The organism is Aquaspirillum sp. (assembly GCF_055136605.1).
Genome location: NZ_JBSQVP010000030.1, coordinates 1 through 21,552, shown reverse-complemented (window position 1 = coordinate 21,552; position 21,552 = coordinate 1). Strand labels below are relative to the sequence as shown.

Sequence of the window (21,552 nt, the reverse complement as noted above, 5' to 3'; positions counted from 1 at the left end):
TATAACGGCTTAAGCCGGATAATATGCGCCTAATCGCCGTGGGCCGCGTGCGCCAGTCACCGCTGGCAGGTTACCGGCATGACCAGCAAAAAATGCGTGTCCTAACCAAGCAAAGGCGACTGCTTCAACATCCATTTCGGGTATGCCCAAGGTGGCGGTAGTGCTAATCAAACGCGGGGCCAGTCGTTGTTGCAGTGCGGTGATCAAAGCATGGTTGTATGCGCCACCGCCACAGATGAATACTGCTTCACTCTCGGTGGCATGATGTTCAATGGCTCGACTGAGGCTCTCCACAGTGAGCGCAAGCAAGGTGGCTTGCACATCAACCGCGCTTTCCTCGCCAGATAACAGACGCTGTAGCCATGCCAGTGAAAATAAATCACGGCCTGTGCTTTTGGGCGGGGGTAGATTGAAATACGGTTCGGCTAATAGACGGTGTAAGACATCGGGTAACACGCGACCTTGGCTGGCCCACTGCCCCCCTTCATCCCATGCCAGCCCTCGTTGTTGTTGGATCCAACCATCAAGCAACATATTACCGGGGCCGGTATCAAAACCAAGCACGGGGCGGTCGGGCGATAAAATGCTGATATTGGCAATGCCCCCGATATTGGCTACCACCCGCTGTTGTTGTGAATGGGCAAAAAAAGCCGCGTGGAAAGCCGGCACCAGCGGCGCACCTTGACCGCCAGCAGCAATATCACGACTGCGGAAATCTGCCACGACATCAATTCCACTGAGTTCGGCTAGGCGTGCTGGGTTGCCAATTTGCAGGGTGTAGCCTTGTTCAGGGACATGGCGGATGGTCTGGCCATGACAAGCGATTGCCTTGATGGCGCTGGGGGGAAGTTGGCAAATGCTGAGTAATTGACCCACTACTTCAGCGTATAAGGTTGCCAATTGGTTACCCACACAGGCCGCTTGGTGTAACTCGCCGGCATGGGTGTCTTGTAGCCGCAATAAGGCCTGCCGTAGTGGGGCAGGGTAAGGCAAGTGGGCGCGGCCTAACACGCTCACCTGCTGTGGGGCAGGAAACTGGACTAATACCGCATCCACCCCATCGAGGCTGGTACCAGACATTAAACCAATAAACCGATCCTCGGCATTGCAGTCAAATTGCATTATTCTGCCTGTGCCAGTTGTACTGGCAATTGTCGCAACATGGCCAGTTGCTGTTGATAGCGTTGTCCAACTTGTTTGAATTGGGCTAAGGCTGGGCCGCTTAAAGGCGGGGTTTTGAGGACGGTACTGCTTGGATCAACGGGTTGTTGATTGACGCGCACCTCAAAATGCAAATGCGGGCCTGTTGAACGACCCGTATTGCCAACATACCCAATAATGTCGCCTTCTTTTACCGTTTTGCCGGGTTTGGCCTGTTCACCAAAACGGGATAAGTGGGCATATAGGGTTTGATAACGGGTTTGGTGACGCAAGGTGACAACATTGCCATAGCCATCTTGATATTCGGCACTGACCACCTGACCGGCGGCAGGCGCCCGCACAGGGGTGCCAATGGCGGCGGCGTAGTCAACCCCTTGGTGCATCCGCAATCCCCCTAACACCGGATGCACACGAATACCAAAACCAGAGGTAATGCGCGCCCCTTCAACCGGTTCGACGGTAAAGCCTTGTTTTAAGGGTTGGCCATTGCCGTCGTAGTAGCTGCCTGATTCACTGTCATGTTGATGATAAAACGCAGTGAAAGTCTGTTTGTCCCGTTGCACATTGGCGGCCAGCACTTGGCCATAACCAATTAAATCGCCTTCGTAATACAACCGTTCAAACACCACTTGCACACTGTCACCATTGCGTAAGCTCTGCAGTGCCATGCGGTCGGAGAAAATTTCTTGCAGCTGTTGTAAGACTTCTCGCGGCAGATCGGCGCGTTGGGCAGCTTGTTGGAAAGATTGTTTCCCCTGTAAGCGAATGTGTGCCACACCCTCTAAGCGGCGCGGTTCAATCGCATCCGCATGGGTTTGCCAATGACCCTCGCGACGTTGCAACCAGACCAACTGCGTTTCACCTTGTGCGTCATCTTTTAGAAAGCGCACAGCGAATAACTGGCCTTGGTCGTTGGTTTGCACATGCAAAGTGGCGCCGGCTGGCAGTTTGAGCAAATCTTTCGACATCTCGTCTTGCTGTAACAAACTCGTGCTGTCTGCCCGTTGAATGCCAAGCCGACTCAAGACTGTCAATAAGCGGTCACCGCGTTGAATAATCTCAGCTCGCCAATAGCGATTGCCACTCATCGGCAAGGTATTGACGGTGGGTAGGGCGAGGCTTTCGGTGATCCATTCCCGACTGGGGGTGGCGTCAGTGGCGCTATTGGGCGCAATCGCAAAAGCCGTGGCCATCGCTAAAGCCGGTACAATCGCGGTTGCACTGAGCCAAGCAAGATGACTGCGCCAAGGGCTATCTTGATCGAAGAGAAAAGTCGCTTTTTGCGCTTGCGTGAGGGGTTTGCGATAATCCATGCCTGTTTCGCTGCATTGCAGGATAGCTAATAAACGACGCATCCTAGCAGAAAGCTGCCATCGGTGAAACTAGCGTGACTGGCAGATATTCAAAAGAAAACAAATGCTTGGCTATGGTTAAGTGATTTAGGACAACACATTATGAATGAAGCATTACAAGCGAACCTCGACATCATTCGTCGTGGTGCAGATGAAGTATTGATTGAAGCCGAATTGGTGGCCAAGTTACAAGAAAACCGCCCATTACGAGTCAAAGCCGGCTTTGATCCGACGGCACCTGATTTACATTTGGGTCACACCGTGGTGTTAACCAAAATGCGCCAACTACAAGACATGGGGCATCACATCATGTTTTTGATTGGTGACTTTACCGGCATGATTGGTGACCCTTCTGGCAAAAACACCACCCGCCCACCGCTGACCCCCGAGCAGGTACAGGCGAATGCCAAAACCTACGCGGAACAAGTGTTCAAAATTCTTGATCCAGAAAAAACCGAAATTTGTTTTAACTCACATTGGCTAGGTCAGTTGGGGGCAGATGGCATGTTGAAACTGGCCGCCAGTACAACGGTGGCGCGGATGTTGGAACGTGATGATTTCCACAAGCGTTTTCACAGCAATCAGCCAATCTCAATTCATGAATTTATGTATCCACTGATGCAAGGCTATGATTCGGTGGCGATGAAGGCAGACATTGAGCTGGGCGGCACCGATCAGAAATTTAATTTGCTGATGGGGCGTACCCTACAACAACAACACGGGCAAAAGCCGCAGTGTGTGATTATGATGCCGTTGCTAGAAGGTTTGGATGGCGTTAACAAGATGTCTAAATCGTTGGGCAACTACATCGGCGTGTCGGAACCGGCGAACGAAATTTTTGGTAAAACCATGTCGGTGTCTGACACTTTGATGTGGCGTTGGTTTGATTTGCTGTCGCTGCGTTCGACCCAAGACATTGCCACTTTGAAAGCAGAAGTTGAAGCCGGCCGCAATCCTCGCGATGCTAAAGTGATGCTGGCGCAAGAATTGGTGGCGCGTTTCCACGATCAAGCGGCTGCGGATGCGGCTTTGGCCGATTTTGAAGCGCGTTTCCAGAAAAATGCGATTCCAGATGACCTCCCTGAAATCACGGTTACTGCCGAAGAGGGACAGATTGCGATTGCACGTTTATTAAAAGAAGCTGGTTTGGTCGCCAGCACGTCGGAAGCGTTGCGGATGATTGACCAAGGCGCGGTGAAAGCCGACGGTGAACGGGTGAGCGATAAGGGGTTGCAATTGGTGAGAGGAACTTGCACGGTGTTCCAAGTGGGTAAACGTAAATTTGCTAAGGTGACTGTCGCCTAATGCGTGCTTTAACGCTATTGATCCCCGGCTTGTCGTGGCCGCATGATGATGCGGCTGCGGTGTATCGCCATCTTGAAGCGCCGTGGTTGGCGCGTTGTTTGGGCCGCAGTCAGCTACAACCTGCCTCCCGCTCACGGGCAGAGTATTACCAAACTTGGTTTGGTGTCTCTGATGTGCTGGAGGTGGCGCTCTCTGCCCATTACGATGGGCTGTCAATTGAGGACGGCTATTATCTGCGGGCCGATCCCGTGCATGTTCAGATCACCCAAGAGGGAATGCGGCTGGTGGGGCCGGATGTGTTGACCTTCTCTTTGGCTGAGGCTGAAGCATTGGCGGCCACATTAAATGCCAGCTTTGCCACCGAAGGGATGCGGTTTTTGACGCCCACGCCTGATCGCTGGTATGTCCACCTTGCGGCACCACCACAGGCGGTATTCACCCCATTGCAACAGGCCATTTTGCGTGACATGCGGCAGGCGATGCCGACGGGGGCCGAGGGTAAGCGTTGGTCACGCTATCTCAACGAAGTCCAGATGTTGTGGTTTGAACATCCTGTGAATCAACAACGTGAACAACAGGGTGAACCAGCATTAAATAGCGTCTGGTTTTGGGGAGAAACAACGCCGTTGCCTACACAGGTGGCCAAACCCAATTTTTCTCATATTGCCACCGAGCAACCGGTTTTGGCGGCATTGGCACAACTTAGCCATACCCCACTCGACAGCGCACCATACGACTATGCGGCGGCAGTATCGGCGTGGCCGGAACAGGCTGAGGTCTTAGTGGAGTTAGATAGCCTCGATTGTCCAGCGCGTTATGAGGACGTCTATCAATGGTTGCAACGTATGGCTATCTTGGAAGAAAACTGGTTTGCACCGGCATGGCAAGCGTGGTCGAGCGGCCAATTGTCCCGTCTTACCTTGATTGCACCAGACCATAACGGTTTTGTGGCACAGCTCACCGCCGGTATGCGCTGGCAAATTTGGCGGCGGCCACGCCCCCTGACGGTATTTTCTGCAGAATAGGAACGAGGCCATGTCGGATATTGTGGTACGTCCAGTGCCAGAAAGCGCAACGCGATTACAACAACAGGGGATATCGCCGTTGCTGGCGCGGATTTTTGCTGCCCGAGGGGTGCAAGACCGTGCCGAGCTAGAAACGCGCTTGAATCATCTCGTCCCATTCCACGATCTGCACAATATCGAAGCGATGGCGCGGCGGTTGGCAGATGCAATTGCTGCTCAGCAAACCCTGACCGTGATTGCTGACTATGATGCCGATGGTGCAACGGCGTGTGCCTGTGCGGTGCGTGGTTTGCGTGCGATGGGAGGACAGGTTAATTATCTGGTCCCCAATCGTTTTGAATATGGCTATGGACTGACCCCCGAAATTGTTGACCTTGCCTTGCGTGTTTGCCAACCCAAGCCACAGCTATTGTTGACTGTGGATAATGGAATTGCCAGTGTGGACGGGGTGGAGCACGCCCATCGTTTGGGCTTAGAAGTCCTGATTACCGATCATCACTTACCGGGTGAGCAAGTCCCCGCGACGTTGATTGTTAACCCCAATCAAACCGGCTGTCCCTTCCCTAGCAAACATTTGGCTGGGGTGGGGGTGATGTTTTATGTGTTGATGGCATTGCGTGCCGAGTTGCGACAGCGTGGTGCATTTGCGACACGGCCAGAACCCAATCTGGCGCAATGGTTGGACTTGGTTGCCCTTGGCACGGTGGCTGATGTGGTGCGTTTGGATGCGAACAACCGTATTTTGGTACAACAAGGTTTGTTGCGTATGCGACAAGGACAGTGTGCCGAGGGGATTCGGGCTTTATTTGAAGTCAGTGGCCGCCAGCTTGGTCGTGCCAGTGCCTTTGACTTGGGCTTTACCCTTGGCCCGCGCTTGAATGCTGCAGGTCGATTAGACGATATGAGCGTGGGGATTGAATGTTTATTAACGGATGATCGACTTCGCGCACAACAACTGGCGCAACAACTTGACGAACTCAATCGTGAACGGCGGCAAATTGAAGGGGGGATGCAGCAAGAAGCATTAGCGGCTTTGCCAGACAACCTAGACGACAGCCGCTATAGCGTAGCGATGTTTCGTGATGACTGGCATCAGGGGGTGGTGGGAATTGTGGCTGCGCGCTTGCGTGAACGTTTCCACCGGCCTTGCTTTGTGTTTGCTCCTGCTGATGACGATCAAATCAAAGGCTCGGGTCGTTCTATTCCGGGCTTTCATTTGCGCGATGCCGTGGATTGGATTGCCAAACGCTATCCCGACTTAATTCAACGTTTTGGTGGCCATGCGATGGCGGCGGGGGTGGCACTACGCGAACAAGATTTTCCACGTTTTGCTGCTGCCTTTGAAGAAGTCGCGCAACTATGGCTGGATGAATACCATCTCACTCGCCGTATTGAAACTGATGGTGCTTTGTTGGCAGAGGACATGACTTTACAACAAGCCGAACAGTTAGACAGTTTGATTTGGGGGCAAGGTTTTCCGCCACCGTTATTCAGTGGTGAATTTACTGTGCTTGCACAGCGCGTGGTTGCCGAGAAACATCGTAAACTGAGCTTGGGCTTTGCCAACCAAACGTGGGATGCGATTTTTTTCAATCACCCCGACCCCTTGCCCAATGTCATCCAAGCGGTTTATCAATTACAGGTCAACGAATTTCGGGGGCAACGGCGTGTGCAATTGTTGTTACAGCACGCCACACCCGTTTAGCCGCCCGAGGTTAACACTTGCACCACCAATTCACGAACACGCGATGGATCAAACGGCTTATCAAAAATAGCTGATACGCCGGCTTGTTCGACGGCCGCCAGCCGGCTTTCGTCTTGCTCACTTGATACCATCAACACCGGTACGGAAGCCTGCCAGCTTTGTTGACGGATATATTCGACCAAGGCTCGCCCGTCCATTTCCGGCATGTTGTAGTCGGTGACAACAAGATCGACATAATTTTCTGACAATACCGCAACGGCTTCTTTGCCGTTGCCGGCTTCAAAAAAGTTTTGAATTTTTAGCTGTTCAAAGACATGACGGATAAAATGCCGCGCCGAACGGCTGTCATCCACAATCAACACCCTCAGTGCATCAAAATCAAGCTCGATGGGTAGGGCATTGTTGGTGGGGGCGATATATTCGAGGGTGGCACGCAGCGCGGTGGCCAGTTGAAAATCAGTGAACGGCTTAGGCAAGATGGCCGAGGCGCCAGATTGACGGACAGGTTCTAACACCTGTGGGCGGGTTTCACTAGAAATCAGAATAAAAGCGAGATCGGCAAGAAACGGTGCTTCACGGATTTGTGTAATTAAATCAGAGCCCGACATATCAGGTAGATACATGGCACTGATCAGTAGATCGACAGGGGCGCGTTCTAGTTCGACTAAGGCTTCTTGTCCCTGACAAACATGCCTCACCATGACGACGCCTTGTCTTGCTAAATGCTCCTGAATTAAGCGTGCTTGAATCAGAGAGGGTTCAACCAGCACAACAGAAATATCTTGCAAAGTGTTGACGAAGCTCACGGCGGTTCCTTAGCGAAAGAATCTGGCTGCAACGATTATAACGACCATCTACAAAAATGACATGATGCGAAAAGAAAAGAAAATGAGGTATTGCACGAGTATTTTTCAAATAAAACAAAAAATAATATAAATTCGTGTTTCACAGTATGACAAAAAACAAAAAAGCGACAGTTTATCCATTCCACTGTCGCTTTTTTCAATCAAGTTGGCAGCGTGGTTGCTGCCGCACATCAATTCACTTTGGCTGTTTGTTTCAGCTGGTTGAGATGTCCTTGCAGACGCTCATTCTGAATTTGTTGTGTCAGTTGGGCACGGATGCCTTCTAATGGAGGGAATTCGCTGTCACGAACATCACCCAACTGAATAATATGCCAACCAAACTGGCTCTTGACCGGCGTTGCCGTGATTTGTCCGCGTTCGAGCTTCATCATGGCTGCAGCAAAAGCTTGGTCGAGCACATTGGGCATCATCCAGCCCAAATCGCCGCCTTTTTCTTTGCTACCGGCATCTAACGACTTGGTTTTCGCCAATTCATCAAAGCGTTTGCCTTTTTTCAGGTCTTCCAACAAAGCAACCGCCTCTGCTTCAGTGGCAACCAAAATATGGCGTGGGTGATACTCTTTTTGTGCCATTTGTGCTTTTAAGCGTTCATAGCGGGTGCGCAATTCGGCTTCGCCGATAGGATTGGTGCGAACCCAGTTACGCACATACATATTGGCTAATAAACGAGCAGATAAGCCTTCTAACTCTGCTTTGTATTCCGCTGTTTTATCCAAGCCTTTTTGTGTCGCCTGCTGGCGCAGCAACTCGGTCATGATCAGTTCATCACGCACCATCGCACGCACTTCGGCGGTGTCTGGCTGACCTTGGCTGGTTAATTGACGCATCATGGCTTCGGCGCGTGCCTGTGGGATAGCCATGCCATTGACAGTGGCAACAGTATTATTTGCGGCGAAGACGGAAGCACTACAGCCAACAGCAAGGACAGCCGCAAGAACAGTTTTTGAAAACAGATTACGCATAGAGAGATTTTCTTATGAGAAAACGGCCCGTTGATACGGGCCATTGAGATCAACAAAACGAGATTAGCTTACTGGATTTTTGCTTTGTTGCGCAGCTCGATTAACACTTTCTCGATTTGTGCGCTTTGCATTTGACGTTGCAGCTGTGGGCGCACTTCTTCAAAAGTTGGCACTTTTGCATCGCGGATGTCTTCTACTTTAAAGACATGGAAGCCAACGTCAGAGCGCAAGGCTTGGCTGCTCACTTGGTTTTTGCCCAAGGCTTTGAGGGCATCGGCTAACTGTGGTGGGACTGCGCCGAGGTTGACCCAGCCCATTTCACCGCCAGTGCGTTTTGCTGCAGGATCTTTCGATTTTTGTTTGGCCAATTCGTCAAACTTGCCGCCTTTTTTCAGTTGGGCAATGACTTCTTGTGCTTCAGCTTCGCTGTTCAACACGATTTGACGTGCGCGCATTTCTTTTTGCCCCGCTAAACGGGCTTTGATGCGGTCGTATTCGGTTTTGACTTGTGCTTCTGTCACAGGGTTTTGTTTGGCAATATCTTCAAACAAAGCTTGTTGTAACAAGTCTTTGCGGAAAATTTCCATCCGATTTTTGAATTCAGGGGTTTTTTCTAAGCCACGGCGGTTGGCTTCTTGCAAGATGACTGTGCGGTTAATCATCTGTTGCTTCAGCTCGGCACGCAATTCTGGCGAATCTTTGACCCGTCCACCGCTGCTATTTACCACTTGTTGAGCAAACGCATCTAATTCCGCTTGTGGAATCTCTGTGCCATTGACGACTGCGGCCACTTTATCGTTAGCGAAGGCCGCCGTGCTTAAACTGGCAGCCAAACATAAAGCAGCGATTTGAGTCAGACGCATATCAGGTCCTTTAAGACAAATTCAGAAAAAAGTAACGACCAGTGTTAAATTTCACCAGGTGCATAGGTTTTAAGCGCTAGGGCATGGATAGTATGCGGCATTAAGTCCTGCAACAAGTCATACACTTGGCGATGGCGGGCAACGCGGTTTTTACCAACAAAAGCGGCGCTGACAATCGTTAAGGTATAGTGCCCGCCCCCGCCTGCCGCACCGGCATGGCCCTGATGGGCAGCGCTATCATCATCGAGATCGCACAACTCTGGCTGTAATACGGTCAGACGCTGATGGATTTCTTGTGCGACATCCATTAGGGCAAAACCTTTTTAAAAGGCTTGACCTCGACGGAAGCATACACGCCAGCAGCTAAGTAAGGGTCGGCATCAGCCCATGCTTGCGCGTCGATCAAAGAAGGAAACTCCGCCACAATCAGGCTACCCGTAAACCCTGCTGCACCCGGATCGGGGCTATCAATTGCCGGTAACGGGCCAGCCATGATTAAGCGGCCTTCGGTTTGTAGCGCTTGCAGACGTGCCAGATGCGCCGGCCGGCTTGCTAAACGTTGCGCGAGTGAGTCGGGGACATCTTTCCCCAAGATCATATACAACATCACGTTTTATCGTCTTCCATATAACGTGCCAGCACAACACCTTGTGCCAACACAAAAGCAAACATCAATCCCATGCCACCAAATAGCTTGAAATTGACCCAGATTTCTTCACTGAACTGATACGCCACGAACAGATTTAAGCCGCCCATGGCCAAGAAAAAGCCCACCCACGCCAGCGTCAAACGCGACCACAGCGGATCGGGCAGGTTGAGGTGTTGACCTAACATGGCGCGTAAAGGTTGCCGCCGCAAGACCCAATGGGCAAAGCCAAGGCCAAGGCCCATCAACCAATAGAGGACGGTGGGTTTCCACATAATAAAAGCTTTATTGTGCAACAACAGTGTTGCACCACCGAGCACCAACATTAACGCCAGAGAGACCCATTGCATGGTTTCAACGCGCCGAGTTCGTAGCCAAGTGATACCGACTTGTAAACAGGTCGCGACAATGGCAACACCCGTTGCAATAAACATGTCGCGGGTGAGGTAAAACGCAGCAAAAAACAGGATGACCGGAAAGAGGTCGGAGAGAAATTTCATAGTGAACGATTATCCTCGCAAGCTCACAGCCTTGGCAAGTGAGGGTCAGTGCTTGCTTTAATAGTGTTGAGTGCTGTGGCGACAATCCCCGCCACATCTGCCGTATTAGCAGGAATAATGAGTGTGTTACTTTCTTTGGCCAATTGTGAGAAAGCCTGAACATATTGTTCAGCCACTTTCCAATTGACTGCTTCAATGCCGCCGTTTTGTTGTAACGCTTGTGCGACTTTGGCGATGGCCTCGGCGTTGGCTGCTGCGACTAAGCGAATGGCTTCAGCATCCCCCGTGGCTTTGTTAATCCGTGCTTGTTTTTCGCCCTCCGATTGATTGATTAACGATTGTTGTTCGCCTTCCGATTTACGAATCGCGGCTTCGCGCTCACCAGTGGCTAAGTTAATTTGCTCTTGTTTGCGACCTTCGCTAGAAGCAATCAGGGCGCGCTTTTCGCGCTCGGCAGTGATTTGTTGTTGCATCGAGTGCAAAATTTCTTTGGGTGGCACAAGGTCTTTAATTTCATAACGTAATACTTTCACGCCCCACGTGATCGCCGCTTCATCCAATGCCGCCACCACAGCACGGTTGATTTCATCCCGTTCTTCAAAGGTTTTATCTAATTCCATGCGCCCGATCACTGAACGCAGCGTGGTTTGTGCCAACTGAGTGATTGCAAGAATATAGTCGCTGCTGCCATAGCTGGCGCGTTGTGGATCAGTGACCTGAAAATACAAAATGCCATCCACTGTCAATTGTGTATTGTCGCGGGTAATGCAAATTTGGCTTGGTACATCTAACGGAATTTCTTTTAGAGAATGGCGATAGGCCAAGCGATCCACAAAAGGAATGATGATATTTAAGCCCGGCGATAACACTGCGTGAAAACGGCCGAGACGCTCGACCACAAAAGCGGTCTGTTGAGGAACCACTTTGATCGCTTTGGCCAATACGATGACCACAGCAAGAGCCAGCAACACCATCACTTCCATAGCTGTTTTCCTTTAGATTGAAACAGACGGTTGGGCACGATTTTGTGCCAGTTGGCATTGGTTTTTACCATTGCGTTTCACTTGATACATGGCATCATCCGCTGCATGTAACAAGGCTTTGACTTCGGTGGCATGATCTGGATACAGCGCGATGCCGATGCTGGCACTTAAATCAAACTCGCGTTCTCCCACCGGATAGGGTTGTTTCAAGACATCTAGCACATGTTGTGCCACGGTGAGCGCATCTTCTGGTCGTTGGATATCATGCAAAATCACCGCAAATTCATCCCCGCCCAAGCGGGCTGGCTGATCGCTGGCCCGTAAACTCTGTTTAATACGCTGCGCCGCCTCTTTTAACACCTCATCACCAATGGCGTGGCCTGCCTCATCATTCACTGCTTTAAAACCATCCAAGTCGATAAATAATACCGCAAAGTGCATGGATTGATGCCGTTTTGCATGATGAATTGCCTGTTCCACCTGTTCGCGCAATAAGGTACGGTTGGCTAAACCGGTCAGTTCGTCATGTAACGCCATATATTGCAAGCGCGATTCCAAGCGTTTTTGTTCACTTAAATCGACAAAGGCAATCAGCTGCCAATCGTCAAATTGCACCATGTGACATTGCAAAATGGCTTGTTGTCCGTTTGGGTGTTGGGCATGAAATTCAAACGGTGGAATTTCCCCGCCATGCCGAATGACGTTGCTGATTTGTTGTTGCCAATATTCTTGCAAATAGCTGCTGCGTTCAGGCGCACATTGCGCCCAAAAAGTGGCCATGTCTTGCAGTTGTTCTCGTTGATAGCCAAAGGTCGCAACAAATTTTGGATTTAATAAAATAAATTGTTGGGTATCCGCATTGACCAACGCCAGCGCAATCGGTAGGTGCGTCATCATGCCTTGTAAACGTTCATTCGCAGCGTGGATGCGGCCTTGATCGCGGAGGCGGGCGGCTTCAATGTGTTGGCTGGTGGCAATTTGTCCGGCTAACTCGCGGTTCAAGCGCAAAATATACGCCACAGCAAACAGCCCTAACACCATGCACAATACCCCACCGGCAATGGTGTAGCGTAACCAAGTGGGTAGGGTTTCTTTGACTGGCGGGTGATAGAGAAAGCCGTCTAGTGAAAACTTGGCTGGCAGCATATTTAGGTCGGCATAGGTGCGGGCAATGTGTTGCCACCGCCCTCGGTGCATGTGGCCGACTTCGATTAAGTCCGGTTGAATCAACTCTTGCATTTTTTGGTGTTCAAAGCGCAAATGCGCTGCCGATTTTTGCGTTTGATAGCGTTGTTGTAACCACTGGATCACTTCTTCTGGATGATTGAGAGCATATTCCCAACCTTTTAAGCTAGCCTTACGAAAGGCCTCGACTTGTTTTGGGTAATTGGCAATAGTGTCTTCGGTGGTGAACAAAATCTCGCCATAAAAATCAATGCCGACATGACGTGGGTTAAACACCTGAAAAGGCTCACCTTGTTGTTGTAACAAAAAGGGTTCATCTGTCAGATAGCCCGACATGGCGGCGACGCGGTCTTCGGTGAAGGCGCGGATACCAAAGTTATGCGCCACCGGTGTCATGGTGCCAATATCAATCTTTTCTCGCTGTAAATAGGCATACAGTTCATCTGCATGTGATTCGATCATGACCTTTTTGCCGCGCAAATTGGGAAACACTGCAGGGCGGTCGTCACTGCTGGGCACTGGCCGTGTGATAAAAATTTGTGCTGAGTGCTGAAAGATAGATGCCATCGCTACCACCGGATGCCCTTGGGCTCGCAGCGGTAACAAACTGGTGCTGCTAATCCCAAAATCAGCATGACCCGCTAACACTTCTTTGACCACATCGGTATCGGGGGTGGCCTCAACCAGTTGTACTTCTAAACCCGCTTCGCGATAGAAACCTTTTTGTACGGCGGCGTAATAGCCTGCAAACTGAAATTGGTGTTGCCATTTCAGTTGCAGTACGAAACGATGGAGGGGGCTGTTTGCTGAAGGCGGAGAGGGGGCTGGATTAGCTAGGCTGTGGCCGAAACAGAACAACAGTCCCGCACCTAACATCAGCAGGGTATGCCAACAGGGGGCAAACAACGACAGACGAAAAGTAGGCATGGTCTTGGTCACAGTTTGGCAGCGATGTAAAAGCATTATATTGTTGTTTCCGCTGGTTTACGCTGATTTTGAAATTTTTTCTCAAATTTCAGGTACTGCGAATGACCTGTCAAAAAAAATTCATCATCACTCGCTACACTGTATCGCTTAGCTCACTGCCTTGCGATAAGGGTTGTCAACATGCTTACCCGTGAACTGCCTCAATCTTCTCTCCCCGAAAAACTTGAACCTGCGTTGATTGGCGAACTGATTGCCATCATCGAGGGCGAGCGTCTGACACCCGTGTTTCAACCGATTGTCGATTTTTCCACCTCCTCTATCATCGGTTACGAGGGCCTAATTCGTGGCCCAGCATCAAGCCGTTTGTATTCGCCGCAGGATTTATTTGAAGTCGCAGGTCGCTGCAATATGACGCAAGCGCTCGAGCGAACTTGCTTTGCCGCCGTGCTCGAACGCTTTGTTGAACTCGATTTGAAGGGGTCGCTGTCGATTAATTTGGGGCCGGATACGGTGCAAACTGAGTCCTTTCACCCCGATCGATTGGTGCCACAGTTGCTCAAACAGGGGCTGTCCCCACAGCGTTTAATTGTCGAGTTGACCGAAAGCCGACCCTTTGGTCAATTTGAAACTTTACGCAATCGTTTACATGCTTATCGTCAACAGGGTTTACGAGTGGCATTAGATGATTTGGGTGAAGGTTTTTCCAATCTGCGTAGTTGGGCAGAAATTTCCCCTGATTTTGTGAAGCTGGATAAGTTTTTTATCCAAAACATCGACGAAAACCCGATTCATCGGCACTTTTTAACCAGTATTATTCAACTTGCTGAGCATAATGGTTGCCATGTGGTGGCTGAAGGCGTGGAAACCCAAGCTGAATATCAAACCCTGCGTGACCTTGGCGTCAATTTTGGGCAGGGTTATTTTTTCGGTAAACCATCGGCCTTACCTGCTCGTCAGTTTCAAATCCGTCATCACCAACACAGTCCTTTTGGCCAGCAAGAAAGCAATTTAATCATTGTGACGGCAGATCGAGCGGGGGATTTATTGGTGGCGGTGGATACCCTTGCTTCACATGCTCCAGCTGACACCGCCTATCGCTTATTTGCCGAAGATGCCGATTTGTTCGCTATTCCGGTGGTGGATGATGGCCGGCCAGTCGGTTTGTTGCGGCGACATCATGTGCTCGAAACCTTTGCACGCCCGTTTAGCCGCGAGCTATATGCGAAAAAACCCTGTGCTGGGATGATGGATCCTAAACCCTTGATTGTTGACGCTTCGATGAGTATTCAAACCTTGTCGAGCATTGTGGTGGCGGCAGAACGCCGTTACTTGATTGATGGCTTTATCATCACCGATCAAGGGCGTTATCTCGGCATGGGAACGGGCTTTGACTTGATGAAAAAAATCAACGAAATCCAAATTCGTGCTGCCCGTCATGCCAATCCACTGACAGGGTTGCCCGGGAATGTGCCGATTAACGAAGCGATTGACCAAGAGTTACTGACAGGGCGGTTATTCACGGTTGCTTATTGTGATTTAGATCACTTTAAACCGTTTAATGATTTATACGGTTTTAGCCAAGGCGATGAATTGATTCAATTTACCGGCCATCTGTTATTAGAACATGCCGACCCTAATCAAGATTTTGTCGGCCATGTTGGCGGTGATGATTTTATTGTGTTATTTCGCAGTGACGATTGGGAAGCCCGTTGCCGTGGGATTTTGGCGGCTTTTGAACAACAGGTGAAACGTTTTTTCCGGCCAGAACATTTAGATCTTGGTGGATTTTTAGCGGTGCAGCGCAATGGTGAGAGTGCTTTTTTACCCTTGACGGCATTATCAATTGGTGCGATTCGGATTGAACCAACGCTCTATCATTCACACCGTGATATTTCTGCTGTTGCCGCCGAAGCGAAAAAAGTGGCGAAAAAAACCAGTGGTTGCAGCCTATTTATCGAACGTCGGCAACCCGAATTGGGTGGTAAGTTAAGCTAAAGGCATATGTGGCAATGTGATTGACAGTCTGGCAAAGCACTCATAATAATCATCCCCGTTCCCTTAAGCTCACGTGAAGGATGTCCCCATGAAGTATGCTCGTTTAACCCTGATTGCCTCTGCTGTATTAGCGTTGTCCGCCTGCGGTAAATCCGAGGCCCCTAAGCCTGCCGCCGATGCTGCGGCTCCGGCACCTGCTGCGGCAGCGCCTGCTGAAGAAACCACCGTTCTGATCGGTAGTGTTGCACCATTGACTGGCCCGATTGCCCACTTAGGGAAAGATAACGAGTCCGGTGCCCGTTTGGCGGTGGACGAGATCAATGCCGAAGGGTTAACCATCGGTGGCAAAAAAGTGCGTCTGGAGCTGGTGTCTGAAGATGACCAAGCCGACCCGAAAATTGCAACCCAAGTGGCACAACGCTTGGTGGACAAAAAAGTGGTGGGCGTGATTGGTCACTTAAATTCCGGTACCACCATCCCAGCATCGAAAATTTATGCTGACGCGGGCATTCCACAAATTTCGCCTTCCTCTACCAACCCTGCTTACACCCAGCAAGGTTTCAAGACCGCTTACCGTGTGGTGGCAAACGATGTGCAACAAGGCGCATCGTTGGGTAACTTTGCGGTAGAAAGCCTCAAAGTGAAAAATGTGGCGGTGATTGATGACCGCACTGCCTATGGTCAAGGGATTGCTGACGAATTCGTGAAGGCTGCCGAGGCCAAAGGTGCGAAAGTGGTGAAGCGTGAGTTCACCTCTAACACCGCCACCGACTTTATGGCGATTTTGACGTCTATCAAAGCCGCGAAGCCTGATCTGGTGTTCTTTGGTGGGATGGACGCTCAGGGCGGCCCATTGGCAAAACAGATGAAGAAATTGGGCATCGAAGTCAAATTGTTGGGTGCTGACGGGATCTACTCGCCAGAATTCCTGAAATTGGCTGGCGAAGCTGCCGAAGGTCACTACGCCTCCTTCATCGGTATGCCACGCGATCAAATGCCGGGGTTTGCTTCGTTTAACGAAAAATTCAAAGCCAAGTATGGCGAAGTGCAAATGTACTCGCCTTATGCCTATGACGCAGTGCGCGTGATGGTCGATGCGATGAAAAAAGCCGACTCGGTTGATCCGGCTGCGTTTGCTCCAAAACTGGCTGAAACCGAATACGCCGGTGTGACCAGCAAGGTCAAGTTTGACGACAAGGGCGACTTGGTGAACGGTGCTGTGACGGTGTACCAAGTGAAAGACGGCAAGTGGGAAACCCTGCAAACCGTGGGTGGCATGAAATAAGCTAAGCTTGATGACCCGAAAAACCCCGATGTCACCACATCGGGGTTTTTTTCGCTCTCAGCTGTGGCATGATTGTCGTATCGTAAGCGCTTGCCTTGCGATGACCTCATCAGTTTTGATGAACGGCTGGCAACCGTAACTGCTCTACCCGTGGCGAATCCAGCCGGTAACGGCGGTGCTATTTCTGGAGGGGTTCTAGAGATAGTCGGGAAGGTGATGCCTGTTTGAGTGCATCTGTGAACACAAACAGGAAGAGAATCATGCGCCCATGCGTGTACTTTCTTGAGAGCGGTGAATCCCTATGAAGCCCAATACCGAGGCCTTTTATCAAAAAGCGGCAATTGCCCTGACTGAAAAACTGAATGCACTTTTACTTGAACTAGACCCAAACACCTCTCCACGCCAACCCAACGACTATGATGCGGATGCTGACTTGCTTGATGTCAGTTCTGCTGATTTGGGGAAACAACCGGCGGCACCAAGCCATGCTTGGAAGCTGTGTTTTGTGTTGGTGCAGAAAATCAAAGACGTGCGCGCAGAGATCGATCAGGCGAAATTGGCCGAAAACGATGCTGTGTTATTGTTAGAAGAACATCTGAGTGCGGTGTTAGATTCGCAAGAAGTGGCTGCTTTGGCTTCGCTGTTGTCCGGTGCGGCAGTCAAACCCTCTGCAACACCGGTAGAAGAGATGGCCAGTCTGGTATCAGAAACCCCTGACGTAGTGGAAGCGCCTGCCGTAGAAGACAACCCAAGTGCTGACGCTGAGGTCATGGCGGAGGTGGCCGCTGCCGCTGAGTCGATTGCAAGCGATATGCCAGTCGAAGCCGTGGCAGAAGCGGACGCTGCCCCAGAGTTTCCTGTGGCCTTTGATGATGAAGAGGCTGTCGTGGCAAGCGATAGCGCCTTGCTAGACTCGCAAGAAGTGGCGGCCATGTTGCAAGCAGCCGGTGAAATGCCTACCCCTGCCCCTGAAACATCAGCAGTCGAGGCCTTTTTAGCGGCAGCGGATGAAATCACTGCTACGGCACAGGCTTCGGCTGCGTCTGTCGATGAGACAGCGGAGGAGGCTTTCCCTGATTTGGGCTTGGCACAGCAAGAACCGGTTGCCGTGGAAGCGACACCAGAAGAAATTGCTGCTTTGGTGCAAGCAGAAGGTTTGGTGAACGCTAAACCAGTGAGCGAATTTGAAGCGGATTTGCAAGAAGACATGACCGCTATGGCTGCGGTTGCAACGGGAGAAAGTGATCCAACGGTGGCAGGGGAATCGGTAGCTTTAGAATTTACCGCTGCTGCGCCACGCGTGTAATTGCGCTAAAAGCTGTTGCCAGCGGTGTTTAGCCGCTGGCGCAGTGTTGTAAAAATTTTCAGAGAAAACAGTTAACCGATACGCATACCGGGTTGTGCGCCTTGATCGACATCTAACAAGAACAGACCGCTGTTATCGTCGGTGCCTGATGCACAAACAATCATCCCTTGTGAAACGCCAAAACGCATTTTGCGTGGCGCTAAGTTGGCTACCACAATCACCTTACGACCGACTAATTTTTCTGGTTCGGCATAGGCTTTACGGATGCCCGAGAAAATATTGCGGGTTTCAAAGCCGAGGTTGACGGTAAATTGCAGCAATTTATCCGAACCTTCGACATATTGACACGCTAACACCTCACCAACGCGCAAATCGACTTTGGCAAAGTCGTCAATGGCAATCGTGTCTGCGATAGGTTCGTAGTTCGCCTCTGCTGTTTCGCTGACAGCGGGAGTGCTTTGTTTATTGGCTTCAATCAGTTGTTCAATCAATTTCGGTTCAATCCGTTGCATTAAATGTTGATAAGGTTGGATGGTATGGTCGAGCAATGTGTGTTGACTATCTGCCCAAGTCAGTGGCGCGATATTTAAGAATTGTTCGACCTGTTCGGCCAATTTTGGCAACACTGGCTTGAGATAAATCGTGAGCAGGCGGAACGCGTTGATTAACACGGTACAGACTTGTTGCAGCTGTTGTTCCATGCCTTCTTGACGGGCCAATTCCCACGGTTTATTGGCATCGACATACAAATTCACCTGATCGGCCAAGGCCATCACATCACGCAAAGCACGAGCATATTCGCGTTGTTCAAAGCTGTGTGCCAAGCTTTCTGCTGGGGCGGTGAGGGCATCTAATAAGCTGCTGTCACTGAGTTGGGCAGCCAATTTGCCATCAAAGCGCTTGCTGATAAAACCGGCGGCACGGCTGGCGATGTTGATAAATTTCCCAACCAAATCTGAGTTCACCCGTGCCACAAAGTCGCTCAACGATAAATCGATATCCTCAATTTTGCTATTGAGTTTGGCGGCGATGTAATAACGCATCCACTCTGGATTCAAACCACAATCGAGATAGCTACGGGCGGTGATAAATGTGCCGCGCGATTTCGACATTTTTTGACCGTCAACGGTTAAGAAACCATGTGCGAAAACGCCGGTTGGAGTGCGATAGCCGCTGTATTGCAAAGTGGCCGGCCAGAATAGGGCATGGAAATAAAGAATATCTTTGCCGATGAAATGATAAAGCTCGGTGCTTGAATCGGCCTTGAAATACTCGTCGAAATTCAACCCTTCGCGATCACACAAGGCTTTAAAGCTGGCCATGTAACCGATAGGTGCATCCAACCAGACATAGAAATACTTGCCGGGGGCGTTGGGAATTTCAAAACCAAAGTAAGGCGCGTCGCGTGAAATATCCCAATCTTGCAAACCACCTTCAATCCACTCATTCATCTTATTGAGTGACTCTGCTTGCAAGTGGGGTTGGTCACGGCCATCAGAGAGGGGGCTGTGGCCAGCCGTCCAATCCCGTAGGAAATCGGCACACTCTCCCAAACGGAAGAAGAAATGCTCCGACTCTCGTAAGACCGGTGTGGCGCCACTGACTGCGGAATAGGGGTGAATCAATTCTGTGGGGCTATAAGTTGCGCCGCAAACTTCACATGAATCGCCGTATTGGTCTTTGGCATGACATTTCGGACATTCGCCTTTAACAAAGCGGTCGGGTAAAAACATGCCCTTTTCTGGATCGTAGAGCTGTTCAATGGTGCGGCTGACGATTTTGCCGGCATCGCGCAGCTTTTGATAAATGTCGTAACTGTAATGACGGTTTTCGGGGCTGTTGGTGCTGTAATAGTTGTCGTAACCGATGTGAAAACCTTGGAAATCGGCGAAATGTTCGGCATGAACTCGTTCAATCAGTTGTTCGGGGGTGATGCCTTGTTTTTCTGCTGCCAACATAATGGGCGTGCCATGAGTATCATCCGCACAAACATAGTGACAAGTATGGCCGCGCATTTTCTGAAAGCGTACCCAAATATCGGTTTGGATGTGTTCAACCATGTGGCCAAGGTGAATCGAACCATTGGCATAAGGAAGGGCGCTGGTGACCAGAATTTTGCGTTGTGTCATGGCGTAACGGTCTCGAATACAGTTAGAAGTCAAAACGCAAGTATACCGCAGCCACGGCCCAGACCGGTGATGCTGGTCAGGATGAATAAAAGTTGATTAAAATAGTCGGATATTACTTTGGAGCTCAGCCATGTTTGCCAAAATTAAACAACTTTTACAAGGTCAGCCTACCGCGACCTACACCGAACAACAGTTGCGCGACCATCTGCAAACCTGTATCGACCCCAATACCGGCCATGATGTGGTGACAGGTAAAACCATTCGCCGTATTCACTTACAAGGCAGCATGGTCGAAGTGGATGTGGTGTTGCCGTATCCGGCAAAAACCCAGTGGGCCACATTAGAGCAACATATCGCCGATCATCTGTTGCAGTTAACCGACATCAGTGAAGCGCGTGTTGCAGTGCGAAGCGAGATTGTTAGCCATGCCGTACAGCGTGGCGTGCCTTTGTTGTCGGGGGTGAAAAATATTATTGCTGTCTCCAGTGGCAAAGGTGGGGTGGGTAAATCGACCACGGCGGTTAATTTAGCGTTGGCCTTGGCTGCAGAAGGGGCGCGAGTTGGCATTTTAGATGCTGATATTTACGGCCCTTCACAACCTTTGATGATGGGGTTGGCTGGCCGTCGTCCTGAATCTCCTGATGGTAAATCAATCTATCCCGTTGAAAACTACGGTGTGGAAACCATGTCGATTGGCTATTTGGTGGATGAAGATCAGGCGATGGTGTGGCGTGGGCCGATGGTGACGCAAGCGTTAATGCAGCTACTGAACGACACCCGTTGGGATGAGGTGGATTATTTGGTCATCGACTTGCCGCCCGGCACAGGAGATGTGCAATTGACTTTGTCACAAAAAATTCCTGTTACCGGTGCGATTGTGGTGACCACGCCGCAAGATATTGCCCTGCTTGATGCCAAAAAAGGCCTCAAGATGTTTGAAAAGGTCAATATTCCGGTACTGGGCATTGTAGAGAACATGGCGATGCACATTTGTTCGCAATGTGGCCACACGGAAGCGATTTTTGGCCACGGTGGCGGTGAAAAAATGGCAGCGCAATATGGCGTGGAGTTGATTGGTCAACTGCCGCTGGATTTGTCGATCCGATTGCATACCGATGAAGGCAAGCCCTCGGTTGTTGCTGAGCCAGACGGTAAAATTGCAGAAATCTACCGTCAAATTGCGCGCAAAGTGGCAATTAAAGTCGGAGAAAAAGCACGAGACTATTCGAGCCGGATGCCAAAAATTGTGATTCAAAATTAAATGGCTTGCTGATTGGTTGGTAAGGCCCTGTTGTTGGTGCCACAACAGGGCTTTTTTATTGAGATTTCGCAAAAAATATAAATATGATAGATTGTA

General features: G+C 50.4%; 18 protein-coding genes. 7 read left to right on the top strand and 11 right to left on the bottom strand.

All coding sequences use genetic code 11. The features are described 5' to 3' along the window. Window positions 1-9: 9 nt before the first annotated feature. Both ACTBZS_RS06860 and ACTBZS_RS06855 read right to left on the bottom strand, forming a co-directional pair. On the bottom strand, window positions 10-1,122 hold the full coding sequence (locus tag ACTBZS_RS06860) for an anhydro-N-acetylmuramic acid kinase (protein ID WP_463043654.1): 1,113 nt from the start codon (window positions 1,120-1,122) through the stop codon (window positions 10-12). Next, entirely contained in the window at window positions 1,122-2,516 is a 1,395-nt protein-coding gene (locus tag ACTBZS_RS06855; protein WP_463043653.1) for a peptidoglycan DD-metalloendopeptidase family protein, read from the bottom strand. Before ACTBZS_RS06855 ends, ACTBZS_RS06860 begins: the two co-directional genes overlap by 1 nt. Window positions 2,517-2,615: 99 nt before the next feature. On the opposite strand from ACTBZS_RS06855, the gene tyrS reads away from it, so the two are divergent. From tyrS to recJ, 3 genes are read left to right on the top strand one after another with little or no spacing between them, the layout of a single operon-like run. Then, window positions 2,616-3,818 carry a tyrosine--tRNA ligase gene (tyrS, locus tag ACTBZS_RS06850; RefSeq protein WP_463043652.1) on the top strand — a complete coding sequence of 401 codons (1,203 nt, stop codon included), beginning with the start codon at window positions 2,616-2,618 and terminating at the stop codon, window positions 3,816-3,818. Further along, complete coding sequence (locus ACTBZS_RS06845) at window positions 3,818-4,843, top strand: hypothetical protein (protein ID WP_463043651.1); 1,026 nt, start codon at window positions 3,818-3,820, stop codon at window positions 4,841-4,843. The genes tyrS and ACTBZS_RS06845 overlap by 1 nt, the downstream gene beginning before the upstream one ends. A 10-nt stretch (window positions 4,844-4,853) precedes the next feature. Continuing rightward, window positions 4,854-6,548 carry a single-stranded-DNA-specific exonuclease RecJ gene (recJ, locus tag ACTBZS_RS06840; protein WP_463043650.1) on the top strand — a complete coding sequence of 565 codons (1,695 nt, stop codon included), beginning with the start codon at window positions 4,854-4,856 and terminating at the stop codon, window positions 6,546-6,548. Here recJ and ACTBZS_RS06835 read toward each other — a convergent pair. The 8 genes from ACTBZS_RS06835 to ACTBZS_RS06800 form a co-directional block, all read right to left on the bottom strand. Next, entirely contained in the window at window positions 6,545-7,354 is an 810-nt protein-coding gene (locus tag ACTBZS_RS06835; RefSeq protein WP_463043649.1) for a response regulator, read from the bottom strand. The two genes, recJ and ACTBZS_RS06835, sit on opposite strands and share 4 nt — an antisense overlap. Before the next feature lie 230 nt (window positions 7,355-7,584). Beyond that, on the bottom strand, window positions 7,585-8,376 hold the full coding sequence (locus tag ACTBZS_RS06830) for a peptidylprolyl isomerase (protein WP_463043648.1): 792 nt from the start codon (window positions 8,374-8,376) through the stop codon (window positions 7,585-7,587). 68 nt (window positions 8,377-8,444) lie between these two features. Further along, on the bottom strand, window positions 8,445-9,239 hold the full coding sequence (locus ACTBZS_RS06825; protein WP_460430074.1) for a peptidylprolyl isomerase: 795 nt from the start codon (window positions 9,237-9,239) through the stop codon (window positions 8,445-8,447). Between the two features lie 44 nt (window positions 9,240-9,283). Continuing rightward, window positions 9,284-9,547, bottom strand: coding sequence for a BolA family protein (locus tag ACTBZS_RS06820; RefSeq protein ID WP_460430075.1), 264 nt, complete (start codon window positions 9,545-9,547; stop codon window positions 9,284-9,286). Continuing rightward, the gene (locus ACTBZS_RS06815; RefSeq protein ID WP_460430076.1) at window positions 9,547-9,846 is read right to left on the bottom strand and encodes a YciI family protein; all 300 of its coding nucleotides are present in this window, start codon (window positions 9,844-9,846) and stop codon (window positions 9,547-9,549) included. The genes ACTBZS_RS06820 and ACTBZS_RS06815 overlap by 1 nt, the downstream gene beginning before the upstream one ends. Beyond that, window positions 9,846-10,385, bottom strand: coding sequence for a septation protein A (locus ACTBZS_RS06810; RefSeq protein WP_460430077.1), 540 nt, complete (start codon window positions 10,383-10,385; stop codon window positions 9,846-9,848). The genes ACTBZS_RS06815 and ACTBZS_RS06810 overlap by 1 nt, the downstream gene beginning before the upstream one ends. Window positions 10,386-10,408: 23 nt before the next feature. Further along, window positions 10,409-11,368: an SPFH domain-containing protein gene (locus ACTBZS_RS06805; protein ID WP_022653231.1), complete on the bottom strand. Its 960-nt coding sequence runs from the start codon at window positions 11,366-11,368 to the stop codon at window positions 10,409-10,411. Between the two features lie 12 nt (window positions 11,369-11,380). After that, on the bottom strand, window positions 11,381-13,480 hold the full coding sequence (locus ACTBZS_RS06800; protein ID WP_463043647.1) for a diguanylate cyclase domain-containing protein: 2,100 nt from the start codon (window positions 13,478-13,480) through the stop codon (window positions 11,381-11,383). 180 nt (window positions 13,481-13,660) lie between these two features. Here ACTBZS_RS06800 and ACTBZS_RS06795 point away from each other — a divergent pair, with 180 nt between their 5' ends. The 3 genes from ACTBZS_RS06795 to ACTBZS_RS06785 all read left to right on the top strand — a co-directional run bounded on the left by ACTBZS_RS06795 (window position 13,661) and on the right by ACTBZS_RS06785 (window position 18,066). Then, window positions 13,661-15,475, top strand: a complete 1,815-nt coding sequence (locus ACTBZS_RS06795) for a GGDEF domain-containing protein (RefSeq protein WP_463043646.1) — start codon at window positions 13,661-13,663, stop codon at window positions 15,473-15,475. An 88-nt stretch (window positions 15,476-15,563) separates the two neighbouring features. Next, window positions 15,564-16,760, top strand: coding sequence for a branched-chain amino acid ABC transporter substrate-binding protein (locus tag ACTBZS_RS06790; protein ID WP_463043645.1), 1,197 nt, complete (start codon window positions 15,564-15,566; stop codon window positions 16,758-16,760). A gap of 301 nt (window positions 16,761-17,061) precedes the next feature. Further along, window positions 17,062-18,066 carry a hypothetical protein gene (locus ACTBZS_RS06785; RefSeq protein WP_463043644.1) on the top strand — a complete coding sequence of 335 codons (1,005 nt, stop codon included), beginning with the start codon at window positions 17,062-17,064 and terminating at the stop codon, window positions 18,064-18,066. A gap of 71 nt (window positions 18,067-18,137) precedes the next feature. Here ACTBZS_RS06785 and metG read toward each other — a convergent pair whose 3' ends face one another. After that, the gene (gene metG / locus ACTBZS_RS06780; protein WP_463043643.1) at window positions 18,138-20,195 is read right to left on the bottom strand and encodes a methionine--tRNA ligase; all 2,058 of its coding nucleotides are present in this window, start codon (window positions 20,193-20,195) and stop codon (window positions 18,138-18,140) included. Between the two features lie 130 nt (window positions 20,196-20,325). Between metG and apbC the strand changes: the two genes are divergently transcribed. Beyond that, window positions 20,326-21,456 carry an iron-sulfur cluster carrier protein ApbC gene (gene apbC / locus ACTBZS_RS06775; protein ID WP_463043642.1) on the top strand — a complete coding sequence of 377 codons (1,131 nt, stop codon included), beginning with the start codon at window positions 20,326-20,328 and terminating at the stop codon, window positions 21,454-21,456. The last annotated feature ends 96 nt before the right edge of the window (window positions 21,457-21,552 follow it).